Source organism: Pseudomonadota bacterium (assembly GCA_016711215.1).
Lineage (GTDB): Bacteria > Myxococcota_A > Polyangia.
Window position 1 is genome coordinate 876860 of sequence record JADJTL010000002.1, and the last position, 14732, is coordinate 891591.

Genomic DNA, 14732 nt, shown 5'->3' on the forward strand with positions numbered 1-14732 from the left:
CGGGCTTGCGCCCAATCCCCCGGAGTAGCCGATGAACATCGCTTGTGAGAAATGCGGCACGGCCTACGTGGTCGAGGACGCGCGGATCCCCGCGGGTGGGCTGCCGATGAAGTGCAGCGTCTGCATGCATAGCTTCACCGTGTTTTCCTCCGAGGGCCTGCCCGCGTTTGAGCTGGAGCGCGGCGCTGGCGCGACGATGATGGGCTGGGCTGGCAGTGCCGGCGCGCTCGAGCTCGATTCGCCGGCGCCCCGCGCCTCCGGGGAGGGCTTGGACGAGTTCGCTGACCTGCCCGCGCCGCGCGGTGCGGGTCCGGAGCCGACCGCCGAGGTCGTCGATCTGCCGGCGCCGCGTGGTGCGGCGTCGCTGCCGCCGGGGATCGTCGACCTGCCGGGCCTACCCGCGGCTCGCCCGGGGGCGAACCGTGCCGATTTGCCGGGCCTGCCGCAGCGCGGCAGTGAGGCTGGTCGCGCGTCCGCGCTGCGGCCTGGGCGCGCTTCGGCGCAGCCACCACCGGGTCCGGCGCTCGTCATGCCGCCTGCGGGGGGCGCCACCATCATGTGGGGTGCGTCTGCGGCTGAGCCCCTGGCGCCGCCGGCCCCCTACAGTCCGTCGGCCCCGCTTCCGCCGCTGCTCGACGAGTTGCCGCCCGGCGCTGAATTGCCGGCCCCCAAGGTTGCGGTGCCGGCCGCCGGGACGCGCGGTGGAGGGGGCATCGATCTCTCGGGTTTCGACCTGTCGGCGAACCCGGGTGAGTTTGATCCGCTGGCGAGTCTGCCCGCGCCTCGCGGCCTCGTCTCGCGGCCGGCCGCAGCGCGTGCCATCGCCGATCTGCCGGCGCCAGCGGGCATCGTCGACCTGCCGGGTCCAGCGGGCATCGTCGACCTGCCGGGTCCAGCGGGCGTCGTCGATCTGCCGGCCCCAGCGGGCGTCGTCGATTTGCCGGCCCCGGCGGGCTTCACCGACTTGCCGGCCCCGGCAGAGGTCCGAGATCTCCCGGCCCCCTCGCGCAATATCGACCTGCCGCGGCCAGTCCGCACGCCGGTCGGCACGGGCTTGGACTTCGGCAACGTCGCCCTCTTCGGCGACCTGAGCCAGGAGGAGCCCTCGGCGATCGACCTGGAGGACCTGCCCTTCCGGCCAGGCGCCGCCCCGCCGCCGCCGCCCGTCGCCTCGCGGCCCCCGCCGACCCCGCGACAGGCCGCAGCGCCGCCGCCGCCGCCGCCGCTGCCACCGCCCGCTTTGGCGCCGGGCGGTTTCGCACTTCCGGCGGGGCTGCTCGATCTGCCCAGTCTCAATCTGCCCAGTCTCAATCTGCCCAGTCCGCCCGCGGAGGGCGCGTCGGCTGGGCCGGGCGCCACCCCGGGACGTTCGCCGTCGTCCTACCGCTATGCGGCCGCGCCGGGGACCGGGAGCCCCGAGGGAAGGGCGGCGACGGGGGCGCAGGATCACGGGTTCTCGCCCGCCGACGCCCAGGACCCGGGGTCCCACGCAGGCGGCCCCGAGGTTATTCGCGATGCGCCGTCGCCAGAGGCGGCCGCGCTGCGCCTGGGGCGCAACCCGTCGAGCGCCGCGCTCAAGGTGGCGCCAGCGCGCGAGCGCTGGCTTGCTCCGAAGCTTCAGGCGCTCAGGACGCTGCTCGCGCCGCTGCGCGAGCGCCTCGGCGCCAAGCTCTGGATGGTGGGTGCCGCTGCCGGAGTGCTCGTCCTGCTGCTCATTGGCACGACGATCGGGCTCGTCACCGAGCATGGGTTCTTCGCGATCAACCTGCTTACGGGCAAGAGTGCGCGGCTCGCGGCGATTCGCACGAAGCTGGTCGAGGCGCGTCAGGAGCTCCTCGCCGACGGCTACCCAGAGCTGCGCAGCGTGGGTGACGCGCTGGCCGCGATACCGGAGGGCGACGTCACGCCCGCGGTGACGGCGCTGCGGGCTCAGCTTCTGGCCGCGCAGGTGGTGCGTTTTGGCGCGCCGCCTACGGTGCTCGCCGACGCGGAGCAGCTGCTCGCCACGCTGGCGCAGGTCGAGGAGCCCTCGGTGGACGTGCTGCGCGCGCGCGGCATCGTGACCCTGGCCAAGGGTGACGCCAACGCTGCCAGCGACCTGCTGGCGGGCTTGGAGGCGCAGGGTGACGCGGCCGGCGGTGTCTACCGCGGCTGGGCGCAGCTCCAAGCGAAGAAGCTCGCGGACGCCGAGCGGACCTTCGCCGCCGTCCTCGGTCGCGACCCGAAGCTTCCGGCCGCGCTCTACGGTGCGGGTGCGGTCCAATACGCTATGAACAAGCCGCAGTCGGCGCTGGCCTGGGCCGATAAGGCGCTCAGCGCGCGGCCGGCCTACACCAGCGCCCTGCTGCTCAAGGCGCGCGTCCTCCTCGCGGCCGGCAGCGATCGCGAGGTCGAGAAGCTGCTGGGTCGGCTGCTCAAGCTGAGCGCCAAGGGTCCTGCCACGGAGCAGGCCGCCGCCCTGCTGCTGCTCGGGGAGCTGGCCGAGCGCCGCGGCCAGCTCAATGCCGCGCGCGAGCAGTACGACCGCGCGGTGCGCGCCAGCCCTACCGACGCGGCGGCCCTGCTGGCGAGCGGCCGGGTGCTGCTGCGCGCCGGCCAGCACCAGCAGGCGGCAGAGCGCTTGCGGCAGGCGCTGGCGCTGGCGCCCACCAGCGTGCCTGCGGCCGTGCTCTTGGCCGAGGCCGAGCTGGCGCTCGGGCGGCCGGTAGACGCGCGTAACGCGCTCGTCCTGCTGCAGCGCAAGGTGCCCAAGAACGCGGCCGTGCGCACGATGCTCGGGCGCGTCGAGGAGTCGGCGGGCGCGCTCGAGGTCGCGGCCAGGCTCTACGGCGAGGCGATCGGGCTCGACGCGAAGTTTTTCGACCCCTACCTTCACCTCAGCCGCTTGCAGCTGCGGCGCCAGCAGCAGACGCTGGCCTTCGAGACGCTGCAGCAAGCGGTAACCGTGATGCCCGGCGCCCTGACCCGCAATGCCCTGGGCGAGGCCTACCTCGCGGTCGGCGACCTGGCGCAGGCCCACAAGTACTTCGAGGAGGCGCTGGCGCTCGATGACCGCCTCAACGCCGCCCTCTTCAACCTCGCCGAGACGCTGCGGCGGGAGGGACGCGTGGAGGAGGCGCTCAAGCACTACGAGCGGCTGAAGCAGCGCGACGAGGCCTATCCTGGTCTCGGCGCCGGGATGGGCCAGCTCTTTCTCGGGGCGGGGCGCTACGCGGACGCGGCCCGCGCCTTCGAGGTCGCGATGCGGGCCGACAGCCCACCCGTCGAGGTGCAGCTCGCGGCGACGCGCGCCTTCATTGGCGCGGGTCGTTACAGCGACGCCATTACCCGCGCCGACCTGCTCTTGCGCGACCAGCCGACCTTGGCCGAGCCGCGGGCGCTGCGCGCCGAGGCGAACTTGGGCGCCGGCCGGGCCGCGGAGGCGCTGGTCGAGATCCAGAATGCGATCGGTCGCGAGCGCCAAGCGAGCTACCTCGTGGTCCAGGCGCGCATCCAGGAGCAGCTCAGACGCTACCTCGATGCGATCGAGAGCTACAGCGAGGCGCTGCGGCTCGACGGCGCGCGCATCGATTGGCGTCTCGAGCGCGCGCGCTTGTTGGTCCGCGCGGGCACGGTGCGCGATGGCCTGAAGGAGCTGCAGCAGGTGCTCCAGGCGCAGCCGAAGCTGGCCCTGGCGCGCCTCTTCATGGGCATCGCCCACGCCGATCTCGGCGAGGAGGCGCAGGCCCTCGCCCAGTACGAACAGACGCTGGCGCTCGACCCGCTGCTCGGCGAGGCCCACCTGCGCCTGGGGCAAATCTTGCTCGATCGAGGGCGCGTGCCGGCGGCCTATGGCCACGTGCAGGAGGCGGCGAGGCTGGCCAAGGACGACGACCCCTGGCGCGCCGAGGCCTTCTACCGGCTCGGCCTGGCGGCGATGAGGCTACAGCTCAAGAAGCCGGCCATCGCGGCGCTGCAGCGTTTCCTCGCGCTCGCGGGCGCAAGCGACGGTGGCCGCGAGGAGGCGATCAAGGCGCTCGGCGAGCTCGGCGTCGTGGTCGCGCCCTCGGAGCAGGAGGCGCCGCCGCCGAGCCCCGCGCTTCAGAAGAAGTAGTGCACGGCCGAGCCGGCGTAGAGCGCGTTGCGAAACCCGCCGTCGACGCGCAGCGCGAACGAGTCGCTGAGCTTGAAGCTCAGCCCGACGAGCGCGTGGAGCAGCGGGAAGACTGGCGGCACGCGACTCTCGCGCCAGAGCTTGGGTGACTCGACCGAATCGTCGGCCTTGACACCGCCGTTGGCTGGGTCGTTGACCCAGCGCTCCGGTTGGGTCGGATCCATCCCGATCGGATGACATTGGCCGAGATCGCCGACATTGTCGGCAGTGCAGCCGGCGTTGCTCGCGCGGAAGACGTCGCCGAGCACGAGGCTCAGCCCCACGCCCGCGCCCCAGATGAAGCTCATCCAGGGCAGTATCTCCTCGTGGCGAATGAAGTGCATCGCCAGCGTCAGGGTGCTGAGCCCGTCGAAGTGAATATAATCGGTCTTGCGTGCCGGGTCGTCGCCGCTGCCGAGGTAGTTGCCGTCGGGGGGGCTGTAGAAGGCGAAGTCGAGCGAGGCGATCAGGTCGAGCCCATCCTTGCGCCGCACGCCCTCGATCCCGAAGCCCGAGGAATAAAGCGCGGTGCTGGCGTCGAGGAAGGCCCCGAGCATCCAGGTCGGCACGAAGGTCGCGCGCAGCTCGACGCCGAGCCCGTATTGCGCGGCGGCCGTCGCCTGCGCCCGGGCCTTGGGCGCCTGAGGCGGGGCCTGCGGTTCGCCCGGGGCGGCCGGCGCCTGCGGCTCCCCGGCGGCCTCCGCGGGTGCCGTGGGCTCAGCCGCCTCGCTGGCCCCCGCGCTCTCCCCCGGCGCTGTCGGCTCGCCGTCGGCGTTCAGCGCCAAATAGAGCGGCGCCGCCGGCGCGGTCGTCGGCTCGCCCCGCGCGCTGCCGGGCGCGGCCGCGAGCGCCACCACTACGAGTGCTACGAGCGTTACCCAGCGGAGCCTGACCGTCGCCAGGCGCCACGCCTTGATCGTCCGCGTCATCTTTGACCTCACTGTGAAGAAGGGGCCGATGCTACGGCAACTCGGCGGCGGCGTCGACGGCGAACTCGGGTGCCGCCGCGAGGGCCGGTGGGGGCGGCCGCCGCTCCGGCGACGTGGCGACGCGCCGACGAGCGCGGGCCGCTCTTGTGTTGCGTGCGCGCCAGTGGTAAGCGGGGCCCGTCGGCGCGGAGGCGGCGCGCCAAGGTAGCTACGACGGGCTCTTTTGCGAGGGGAAGCATCATGTCGACGGGAATCGGTTGGCGCGCGCTTGGGCGCGGTATTCGGCGGGATACGAGTCGGGGCGCAGCTTGGTCGCTCGTGGCCGGACTCGCCATGGTCGGGCTGCTGGGCGGCTGCAAGCCCACCTATCCGAAGTGCGACAAGGACGCCAACTGCAAGGAGGGCGAGTTCTGCGTCAACGGCCAATGCCAGCAATGCCGCGCTGACAACGACTGCGGCCCCGGACAGCGCTGCAACGCTGGACGCTGCGATGCGATCGAGGGCTTCTGCGAGCGCGGCGAGGATTGCCCCGACGGCCTGGGCTGCAAGGGCAAGCGCTGCGGCGCCTGCGATAGCGACGCCGAGTGCGGCGCCGGGCGGCGTTGCCGTGAGGGTCGCTGCCTCTCGCCGGGGCAGTGCGTCGCCGATGAGGACTGCCCCGAGGGGCAGGAGTGCCAGGGCGGCACCTGCGCCGGTCCCTCGGCCGATCGCAGCGTCCCGGGCTGCCAGCCGGAGACGGTCTTCTTCGGCTTTGACCAGCACGTGCTCTCCTCACAGGCCACGGGCACGCTCCAGCGCAACGCGCAGTGCATTCGCTCGGTGACGAATCATGGGCTGCGCGTCGAGGGCCACTGCGACCCGCGCGGCACGGAAGAGTACAACCTGGCGCTTGGCGATCGTCGCGGGCGCTCCGTCGTCAGCTACCTCGGACGGCTCGGTGTCGACACCAGTCGCCTGCGCGTCGTCGCCAAGGGCAAGCTCGAGGCTGTCGGCTCGGATGAGGAGAGCTGGGCCCGCGACCGCAAGGCCACCTTCGTTTGGGAATAGCCGCCAGCATGTCGCGCCCCGGCTCGATCGATCCTTCGTCGCCCGCGCGGCGGGGCTCAGGCGCGCGGCGGCTGAGCGCCCGGCTCGCCGCCACCTGCGTCGCGCTGCTGGTCGGCGGATCGGGCTGCCTGAGCCATCAGGATGGTGCGGCCCTGCGGCGCGATATCGATCGCGTGCAGGCCTCGCTGCAGCAGGAGCGCGATCGGGCGGGCCGGACGCGCGAGCAGCTACGGCAGGTGATCGAACGCGCGACCGGGCTGCTGACGCGCAATAGCGCGGATGTCGGGGCGCAGGTCGAGGCGCTGCAACAGCGCCTGGCGCAGCTCGATGGCTCGATGGAGCAGCTGCGCAAGCAGCTCGATGACCTGCAGCGCGTCTTCGACGAGATCCAGAAGCGGCTCGATAGCGGGCCGAAGGGTGGAGCTGGGGCGAGCGCCGCCGGCGAAGCGTCCTCGCCGGCAGTGCCCGAGGGTGCCGACGCGCTCTTTGCGCTGGCGAACGAGAAGTTGGTGGCCGGCGAGGCAACGCTCGGTCGCCAGCTGCTGCGCCAGTTCATCAGCCGCTTCCCGCGCGACGCGCGATCGGCTGGGGCGCAGTGCACGCTCGGAAATGGCCTCTTCGCCGAACAGAAGTATGCGGCGGCGATCCAGGAATACCGCAAGGTGGTCGAGCAGTACGCGCAGAGCGCCAGCGTAGCCGAGGCGCTCTACCAGATCGGGCTCTCCTTTCATCAGCTCAAGTACTGCTCCGACGCGGAGGGCTTCCTCGGCGAGCTGCTGAAGCATCACCGGGCCAGCCCCTTCGCCGAGAAGGCCAACACGCTGCTCAAGCTGATTCGCCGCTATCGCGGTGATAAGCGCATCTGCAGCTCGTAGCGGCTTACTGCAAATCGAAGGCGTAGCTGAAGCGGATGACCTCGCCGCTGAAGCGCGGGAAGCTCACCGTGGTCAGCGCGCGCTCGGCGCAGCCCGCCGTGGCGGTGCCCGCCAGCGCGCCCACCACTTCGCCGCTGGCGCGGCCGTAGGGCTGGATCGCCACGCGCAGGCCAAGCCGGCCGGGTTGGTGGTGCTGGTCCAAACAGCGCTGCACACGGGTGCGGAGCTGCCGCATGACGGCCGCCACCTGCGCCTTCTTCAGCGTGCGGGGCAGCTCTCCCGCGTCGTCGTCGTCCCCGGACGCGCGCGTGGTGCGCGCCGTCCGGGGCGCCGGGTCGTCTCGCGCTGGGTCGTTCCGCGCTGGGTCGGCCCGCCCTGAGGTCGCGCCGGCGCCGACCGAGAGCAGCTCATCGACGTCGACGCGTCGCGTCGACTCCCCAGCGCGACGCCGCGGCGCGGCCGGCGGCAGGCCGATATCGAGCTCTGGACTGAGCGCGGCTGAAGCGCTTTCGGGCCGAGCGCTGGTGCGCGAAGGCCGCGGCGCGGCGCGCGCGCTTTGGCGCTGGGGACGCGCCGCCCTTCGTCGCGCCGGCGCAGGCCGCGCGCGTGCGGGCGCTTGGGTGCGGCCGGCCGCGCTCGGCTTGGGCAGGACGGGTGTCTGCGTCGGTCCTGCGCCAACCACGGCAGCCGCGGCAGCGGGCTTGGGTCGCTCCTCCGACCTCGCGGCCTGGTGGGCGCTGGCGTCAGCGGCGGGCGGCGAAGGCGCAGCCGCTGGGGCCAGCGGCGCTTCGCTCCGCCGCGCTGGGGGCGTGGCGCTGCCGAGCGCGGGTGGCGTGTCGGGCGCTGGGGCGCGCGTCAGGAGGTAGGCCAACGTGAGGCCCCCCACGCCGAGCAGCAGCGCGAGCGCGCTGGCGACCGTGACGGCCGTTCGCCGCGCCGACCAGAAGCGCGGTCGCAGTGGCAAGAGCAGGTTCGGCGCTAGCGTGACGCGACCCGCGGGGGGGAGCGGCGGTGCATAGAGCGGCGCGAGCGCCAGCGCTGAGGGGCCTCCCGCCGGGACCTTGGCCACGACGCCGCCGCGGTAGCCGGTCGGGAGGCGCGCGGAGGCGACGATGCCATGATCGGGTGGGAAGCCGCGGGCGAAGTCGTCGAAGCGGGCAGCGTCATCGGCCGTATCGCCCTCCCATCCGAGCGCTGCTTCGCGTGGCGCAGCGCTCGGACCACTCGCGCGCGCGGGTCCCAGCGCATCGTCGGCCGGTCGCCTTTCGATGGTGGCGCCGTGGCCGGAAACCGGCGCATCGTCGTCGACGGGCTGCGGCCGCTTGGCGCGGACCGCCGACCAGCCGCGCCGGTCCGTGTGAGGATCGGAGGCGCGGTCGGCTGCGCCCGCGGCGCCGCGCAGGTGCGCCTGAGCGAGCGAGCCGCGAAGGGTGCCGACCCGTCCAGGTGAGACGCCCCAGCGTGGGTCGATCTCGCGGCTCCACTCACGCGCGCTCTCCACCGCCTGCGCCAGCCGATAGGACGCGGAGTCGAGGTTGCCGGGCTGGCTGTCCGCCGCGCTTCTCCGCGGCGCATTGATAGGCAGGCGCGTGCCCTCCGCCTCGGGCTCATAGGCGTGCGTAACCTGCAACGGGTCCACGGCTGAGGTCGCCGGCTGGTCCGGGACGGTGCCCGCACGCTCGACCGCCGAGGTCGAGCTTCGGCCGCGGCTGACGACCCCGCTCAGCGCCGCGTCGTTCTCAGCGAGCTCGATTGTATGGGTCAAGGGCCGCGCTGCAGCGGAGGCGGATGCGGCGGAGAGCTCGACGGTCGAGGGCGGTCTGGTCGGCAGCGCCTGCCCGAGGTCGGCGCGCCAGTAGGCCGTCGCCCCGTCCGAGACCGTCGAGACGCTGCGATCGGCGGTCTGGTAGAAGCGCGTGCTCTGGCTCTCGCCCAGCACCTCGCCGAAGCCCTCGCCGAGCCGCTCCACCAGCACGGGCAGGGCCGCGAGACGTTGCCAGCCACTGCCGGAGGGCGACCAGATCTGCGCGTCGCCGTCGAGCTGGTGTTCATGCACGAGCGCGACCAGCGCGGACAACCCGAGCGGCCCGTGCGGCGCCTCGCCCAGCATCACGTACCAGGCCTCGGTCGCGTCGGCCCCGCTTCCGTCGGTCTCGCTCCCGTCGGCCCCGGTTCCGTCGATTTGGGGTTCGGCGTAGTCGGTCTGGTCGTCGGGATCGGCGCCCGCCTCGGCGGCCGCCGCCGTCGAGAGGGCGCTCTGGGGTAGCATCGTCACGGCGCCCGCGTCGCAACGCGCGACGACGAGCTGCTCGCAGCGACGGCAGGTGAAACGAAAGACGCGGCCACGGACCCGCGCCATCGGCACGAGGTAACGTGCGCCACAGTCGCCGCAGGCGATCTCGATCTTCGCCGCTGACGGGGAGTCGGCGCCGCCGCGCATGCCGCCCTTGCTCGTCGTTTGGCCGGAATCGCCAAGACCCCGCGCCCGTCCACCGCTACCGAGCCTGAGCACGCCTCTCGCGTGGACTCCCTCGCGGCGCCGCGCAAAGTGTAGCACAGCGCCCTTCCGCGCCGCACGCTCGCCACCACTCGCGCTGGCAGCGCCGCCCGCTCGCGGGGCGCGCCTCAGCCCGCGCTAGTGGCCTCGTTGCTCGGCTCAGCGCTGCTCCCGGCTCCGGTCTCACCCTCGCGCGGCAGCCGCGGCGCTTGGCTGCCCGTCGGGACGGTGCCCTCTGCGCCCGCGCGCTCGATGATCGCGCGCGAGAGCGGCTGGCGCACGCGCACGCCGAGCTCGACGAAGGCCTCGGCCTGGCGAATCAGGTTGCCGCGACCCTGGGTCAGCCGGTTCAGCGCGCCCTGATAGGTGCGCTGGGTCAGCTCGAGCTGGCTGCCCAGGCGCTCGAACTCCTCGACGAAGCCGCGCAGCTTGTCATAGACGGCCCCGGCGCGCTCGGCGATCAGGCGGGCGTTCTCGCTCTGCCGCTCGAAGCGCCAGACACTGCTGACCGTGCGCAGGGTGGCGAGCAAGGTCGTCGGCGTCACGACCACGATGCGTTGCTCGAAGGCCGCGCCGAGCAGCTTCTCATCGTGCTGGAAGGCCAGCATGAAGGCCGGCTCGATCGGCATGAAGAGCAGCACGAAGTCGACCGAGCGCAGCCCTTGCAGCGCGCTGTAGTCCTTGGCGCCGAGCGTGGTGATGTGGTCGCGAACCGCCTGCACGTGCGCCTCCAGCGCCGCGAGCCGCCCTGGATCGTCGGCGGCATTGAGGTAGTCCTGATAGGCGAGCAGCGAGACCTTGGCATCGACGACGATGTCCTTGCCCTCGGGTAGGTGGATCACCACGTCGGGGCGAAAGAGCTGGCCCTCGCGATCGCGATAGGAGCTCTGCAGGTCGTACTCGACGCCCTTGCGCAGACCCGACTGCTCGAGGACGCGCTCGAGCACCATCTCGCCCCAGTTGCCCTGGACCTTCTTGTCGCCCTTCAGCGCCCGCGTCAGGTTGCGGGCCTCGTCGTTCATCTGCTGGTTGAGCTGCGCGAGCAGCTGAAGCTGCTCGCGCAGCGAGGCGCGCTCCTGGGTCTCCGTGTGGTGGATCTGTTCGACCTTGGTGCGAAAGCCGTCGAGCTGCTCGCGCAGGGGCTTCAGCAGCGCCTCGAGGCCGGCGCGGCTCGCCTCGCCGAGCGCGCGGCCCTTCTCCGTGAGGATGCGATTGGCGAGGTTCTCGAACTCCGTGGCCATCCGCTGGGCGCGCCTGGTCGAGCTCGACCAGCCGCTCCGCGTGATGCTGCTGGCGCTCCGCCAGGCGCTCCTCGTGATGGCGCTGCTGCTCCGCGAGCCGCGTGCCGAGCGCGGCGAGTCGCGCTCGCTGCTCGGCGGTCTCGGCGGTCAACGCGCCGCGCTGGGTCTTGAGCGCCACCAGCTCGGCCTGCAGTGGCCCGAGCAGCGCATCACGCTCGCTCGTCGCCGCCGCGAGACCGGTCGCGAGGCGCGCATTTTCGACGGCCAGCGCCGCGGCGCTCTGGCGAAGTTGGTCGAGCTCGATGCGGGCCTGATCGCGCTCGCTGCGCAGCCCCTCGCCCTCGCGCTGGCTGGCGCCAAGGCGCTCGGCCAGCACGGCCGCCTCGCGCTGCGCCTCGACCTGCCCGGCCTCGCGCCCGCTGGCCAGCGCCTCGGCGATGCGCCGCAGCAGCAGCGCATAAATCGCCAGCGCGCCCGCCAACGCTCCGCAAGCCACGCATGCAAGTTCGATCATCGTCGCCAACCTCGTCCGCGTGCCGCGCCCGGCCGGAGCGCCGCGCGCAGGCCGCGCGAGACTAACGCGTCGCGGGCGCTTCCTCCACCGAGGCGTGCGCCGCTTCGCCTCAGCAGCGCTCACCTCAGCAGCGGCAATCGACGAGGGCGGTTTGCGGCGACCACCATCGCGCACCATACTTCGCCCGCGGCCGAGCTCGAGCCGCGATTTTGTGCAGCGCGATTTTGTGCAGGAGGTGGATCATGTTTGTCATCGCCGGGGTGACCGGTCACGTGGGATCCGTCGTGGCGACGGAGCTGTTGGCCAAGCAGCAGAAGCTCAAGGTTCTGGTGCGCGACCCGAAGCAAGGCGTCGCGTGGTCGCGGCGGGGAGCGGAGGTCGCGGTCGGCACGCTCGATGATCGCGCCTTCCTCGCTGGCGCGCTGCGCGGCGCCAGCGGCCTCTTCACGCTGCTGCCACCGAACTTCGCCGCAGCAGATTTCTTCGCCTACCAGCGACAGACCAGCGACGCGATCGCCGGCGCCGTGCGGGACGCCGCCGTGCCGCACGTCGTCTTGCTGTCCTCCGTGGGGGCTGAGTTGCCAGCCGGCACCGGGCCGATCAAGGGGCTGCACTACCTGGAGAATGAACTGCGCGCGACGGGCACCCTGCTGACGGCGATCCGCGCCGGATTTTTCCAGGAGAACCTCGGCAGCGCGCTGACCCCGGCGAAGGAGCAGGGCATCTTCCTCAACTTCACGCCGTCCGCGGACTACCCGATGCCGATGATCGCCACGAAGGACATCGGCGTCCTCGCGGCGCGCTCGCTGCTGAACACGCCGCGGACCAGCGAGGTGATCGATCTGCACGGCCCCGCCTACTCACAGCGGCAGCTCGCCGAGCGGCTAGGGGCTGCGCTGGGCAGGCAGCTAGAGGTCGTCGACATCCCGGAGACGGCGTGGGTCTCGACGCTGACGCAAGGCGGGCTCCCGCGGCCGGTGGCCGAGACCTTCGCTGAAATGTACAGCGCCTTTGCCAAGGGCATCGTCAGGCCCTGTGGCGATCGGTCGGTGGCCGGGGAGACGCCGATCGACGCGGTGATCAAGTCGCTGGTCTAGCGTTCAGACTCTAGCCTCCGCGTCCGACCTCTAGTAGCAGCACCTTAGCAACCGTAGCAGCACCGTAGCAGCAAGCGGGAGAGCTCAAACCATGCCGATCTTCAATCCACGCTACGACCTTGGCATCCGGGCGCTGCTGCCGAAGTGGCGGCGGATGGTCTCGCGCGAGCACCTGCGTGGCGATGTCCTGGCCGCCCTGACGGTGGCGTGCATCGCGATCCCCTTGTCGCTGGCCATCGCCCTCGCCTCCGGGGTCAAGCCGGAGACTGGTTTGATCACCGCGATCGTCGGCGGCCTCGTCGGCGCGCTCTTCGGTGGTGCACCCCTGGCGGTCAGTGGGCCGGCCGCGGCGATGGCGGTGTTGGTGGCCTCGGTCGTCGAGCAGCATGGCCTCGGTGGCCTCTTGGCGGTGACGGCCACCTGCGGATTGCTCCAGGTGGCGACGGGCGCCTTGGGCCTGGGGCAGTTCATGCGGCTGGTGCCGCTCCCCGTCGTCGAGGGCTTCACCGCGGGCATTGGCGCGATCATCCTCGTCGGTCAGCTCCCGCGCGTGCTCGGCCTGCCGCCGCCGAGCAACGCCCAGGTCTTGGAGGTCCTGAAGCACATCGGCGAGGTGCTCGCCCACGCGCGACTGGTGCCCTTCGTGATCGCCTCGGGTGCCCTCGGCCTGACGCTCGGCCTGAAGCGGCTCGGGCCGCTTTTCCCCGGCCCCCTGGTGGCTGTGGCGCTGCCAACGGTGGTGGTGGCGGCGCTGGGCCTCGACGTCGAGCTGATCGGCGCGATTCCTCGGTCGCTGCCCTTTCCGACGGCACCGGCGATGCCCGCGCTCTCCGAGCTTCCCTCGATTCTCGCGCTGACCTTCATCGTCTATGCGCTGGCCTCGCTCGAGTCGCTGCTCTCCGCGACGGCCGTCGATAAGCTCTCACGCCAGGGCAAGCACGATCCGGATCAAGAGCTGGTGGGGCAGGGCCTGGCGAACGTCGCCTCGGCGCTCTTCGGCGGCATTCCCGTGACCAGCGTGATCGTGCGCTCGACGCTCAATGTCCAGGCAGGCGGCCGCACCCGTCGCGCCGCGCTCCTCCATGCGGTCGTCGTGCTCTTGGTCGTCTATCTGATTGCGCCGGTGCTCGGGCGCGTGCCGGTGGCGGCGTTGGCTGGGCTGCTGGCAGCGGTAGCCCTGAGGATGCTGGCCGTGCGCCGCTTCATCGCGCTCTGGCGCGAGTCGCGCAGCGAGGGCGTGGTGTATTTGTCGACCTTCGCGGTCATGCTCTTCGTCGACCTCGTCCAGGGCGTGCAATGGGGCGTCGTGGCTGCGCTGGCGATCACGGCGATTCGACTCGGCCGGATGCCCCATGGACCGCTGGTCACCGGCGACGACCCCTGTCGCGTGCAGCTCGCGGGACCGCTGACCTTCCTCTCGTCGCTCGGGCTCCACTCGCTGCGCAAGCAGGTCGAAGAGCTCGAGCCTGGACAGCGTCTGGTGATCGAGCTCGAGGAGGTCAACACCATCGACACCTCGGCGGCCGAGCAGCTTGCCGACCTCGCGGGCACGGCGCGGGCGCGCGGCGTGCGGATGGCGCTGCGCGGGTTGCACCCCGAGCTGGCGCGCCGCGTCGTCGCGGTCGATCACGCCGGGCTCGTGCAGGACGTGCTGGCGCAGACCGACCGTGACGTTTTGACCGTGCTGGCCTCGGAGAAGCCGATGTCCGCGCGTCAGCGGCTGCAGTTCGGGGTCGACCACTACCGGCGCGATTACCTGCCGCGCTATGCGGCGCTCTTTCGCCAGCTCGCGCCCGGTCAGAGCCCCCATACGCTCTTCATCACCTGCGCCGACAGCCGCATTCAGCCCAACCTGATGACCTCGTCCGACCCCGGGGAGCTCTTCCTGATCCGCAACGTCGGCAACATCGTGCCGCTGGCGACCGCGGACTACGCCGGCTCGACGGGCGCGGCCGTCGAGTACGCGGTGGGCGTGCTCGGAGTGTCGCAGATCGTCGTCTGCGGGCACTCCGGCTGCGGCGCGATCGCGGCGCTGAGCAATCCCGCGGGCATCGCCGAGACCCTGCCCGCGCTGCGGCGCTGGGTCGGCTCGACCAAGGCCGCCGAGCTTTGTCAGGCCCTGCCCTCGGGTGCTGCGCAGGACGAGATCGCGCGCCTCAACGCTCGGAGCCAGCTCGACAACCTACGGGGCTACGGCGTGGTGCAGCACCGTAGCGACGAGGGGCAGCTAAAGCTCCACGCCTGGTTCTTCGACATCTTCAGCGGGCAGATCGAGGAATGGAACGTGGAGCAGGGACGGTGGATCGCGGTCGCCTCGCGGGCCAGCGGCGCGAGCTGATGACGGCGCCGCACATTTCCGGCAGTTTAGAGAGGTCGGAGGTGAGGCATGCGGCATGGAGC

9 protein-coding genes are annotated in these 14732 nt (G+C 72.0%); 6 read left to right on the forward strand and 3 right to left on the reverse strand.

The annotated features are described in order from the left end of the window. Window positions 1-31: 31 nt before the first annotated feature. Window positions 32-4093: a zinc-ribbon domain-containing protein gene (locus IPL40_08600; protein ID MBK8481221.1), complete on the forward strand. Its 4062-nt coding sequence runs from the start codon at window positions 32-34 to the stop codon at window positions 4091-4093. Here the strand turns inward: IPL40_08600 and IPL40_08605 are convergent. Continuing rightward, window positions 4081-5061: a hypothetical protein gene (locus IPL40_08605; protein ID MBK8481222.1), complete on the reverse strand. Its 981-nt coding sequence runs from the start codon at window positions 5059-5061 to the stop codon at window positions 4081-4083. The two genes, IPL40_08600 and IPL40_08605, sit on opposite strands and share 13 nt — an antisense overlap. Window positions 5062-5301: 240 nt before the next feature. Between IPL40_08605 and IPL40_08610 the strand changes: the two genes are divergently transcribed. Beyond that, window positions 5302-6108 carry an OmpA family protein gene (locus tag IPL40_08610; protein ID MBK8481223.1) on the forward strand — a complete coding sequence of 269 codons (807 nt, stop codon included), beginning with the start codon at window positions 5302-5304 and terminating at the stop codon, window positions 6106-6108. 8 nt (window positions 6109-6116) lie between these two features. Continuing rightward, window positions 6117-6983 carry an outer membrane protein assembly factor BamD gene (gene bamD, locus IPL40_08615; GenBank protein MBK8481224.1) on the forward strand — a complete coding sequence of 289 codons (867 nt, stop codon included), beginning with the start codon at window positions 6117-6119 and terminating at the stop codon, window positions 6981-6983. Window positions 6984-6987: 4 nt separating this feature from the next. On the opposite strand, the gene IPL40_08620 is transcribed toward bamD, so the two are convergent. Together IPL40_08620 and IPL40_08625 are read right to left on the reverse strand one after the other, a co-directional pair. Next, window positions 6988-9423 carry a DUF4339 domain-containing protein gene (locus tag IPL40_08620; protein MBK8481225.1) on the reverse strand — a complete coding sequence of 812 codons (2436 nt, stop codon included), beginning with the start codon at window positions 9421-9423 and terminating at the stop codon, window positions 6988-6990. A gap of 185 nt (window positions 9424-9608) precedes the next feature. After that, window positions 9609-10721 (reverse strand): DNA recombination protein RmuC, encoded by a 1113-nt coding sequence (locus tag IPL40_08625; GenBank protein MBK8481226.1) that lies wholly within the window; start codon window positions 10719-10721, stop codon window positions 9609-9611. Between IPL40_08625 and IPL40_08630 the strand changes: the two genes are divergently transcribed. The 3 genes from IPL40_08630 to IPL40_08640 all read left to right on the forward strand — a co-directional run bounded on the left by IPL40_08630 (window position 10714) and on the right by IPL40_08640 (window position 14670). Beyond that, a complete protein-coding gene (locus IPL40_08630; GenBank protein ID MBK8481227.1) occupies window positions 10714-11499 on the forward strand; it encodes a hypothetical protein in 786 nt (261 codons plus the stop codon). The genes IPL40_08625 and IPL40_08630 overlap by 8 nt on opposite strands. Then, window positions 11478-12332: an NmrA family NAD(P)-binding protein gene (locus IPL40_08635; GenBank protein ID MBK8481228.1), complete on the forward strand. Its 855-nt coding sequence runs from the start codon at window positions 11478-11480 to the stop codon at window positions 12330-12332. Before IPL40_08630 ends, IPL40_08635 begins: the two co-directional genes overlap by 22 nt. Before the next feature lie 91 nt (window positions 12333-12423). Beyond that, the gene (locus IPL40_08640) at window positions 12424-14670 is read left to right on the forward strand and encodes a bifunctional SulP family inorganic anion transporter/carbonic anhydrase (protein MBK8481229.1); all 2247 of its coding nucleotides are present in this window, start codon (window positions 12424-12426) and stop codon (window positions 14668-14670) included. Window positions 14671-14732: the final 62 nt, after the last annotated feature.

Bases quoted from the DNA above. Each gene is read 5' to 3' on its own strand.
- IPL40_08600 (MBK8481221.1), top strand. From the start codon at position 32: ATGAACATCGCTTGTGAGAAATGCGGCACGGCCTACGTGGTCGAGGAC.
- IPL40_08605 (MBK8481222.1), bottom strand. From the start codon at position 5,061: ATGACGCGGACGATCAAGGCGTGGCGCCTGGCGACGGTCAGGCTCCGC.
- IPL40_08610 (MBK8481223.1), top strand. From the start codon at position 5,302: ATGTCGACGGGAATCGGTTGGCGCGCGCTTGGGCGCGGTATTCGGCGG.
- bamD (MBK8481224.1), top strand. From the start codon at position 6,117: ATGTCGCGCCCCGGCTCGATCGATCCTTCGTCGCCCGCGCGGCGGGGC.
- IPL40_08620 (MBK8481225.1), bottom strand. From the start codon at position 9,423: ATGCGCGGCGGCGCCGACTCCCCGTCAGCGGCGAAGATCGAGATCGCC.
- IPL40_08625 (MBK8481226.1), bottom strand. From the start codon at position 10,721: ATGGCCACGGAGTTCGAGAACCTCGCCAATCGCATCCTCACGGAGAAG.
- IPL40_08635 (MBK8481228.1), top strand. From the start codon at position 11,478: ATGTTTGTCATCGCCGGGGTGACCGGTCACGTGGGATCCGTCGTGGCG.
- IPL40_08640 (MBK8481229.1), top strand. From the start codon at position 12,424: ATGCCGATCTTCAATCCACGCTACGACCTTGGCATCCGGGCGCTGCTG.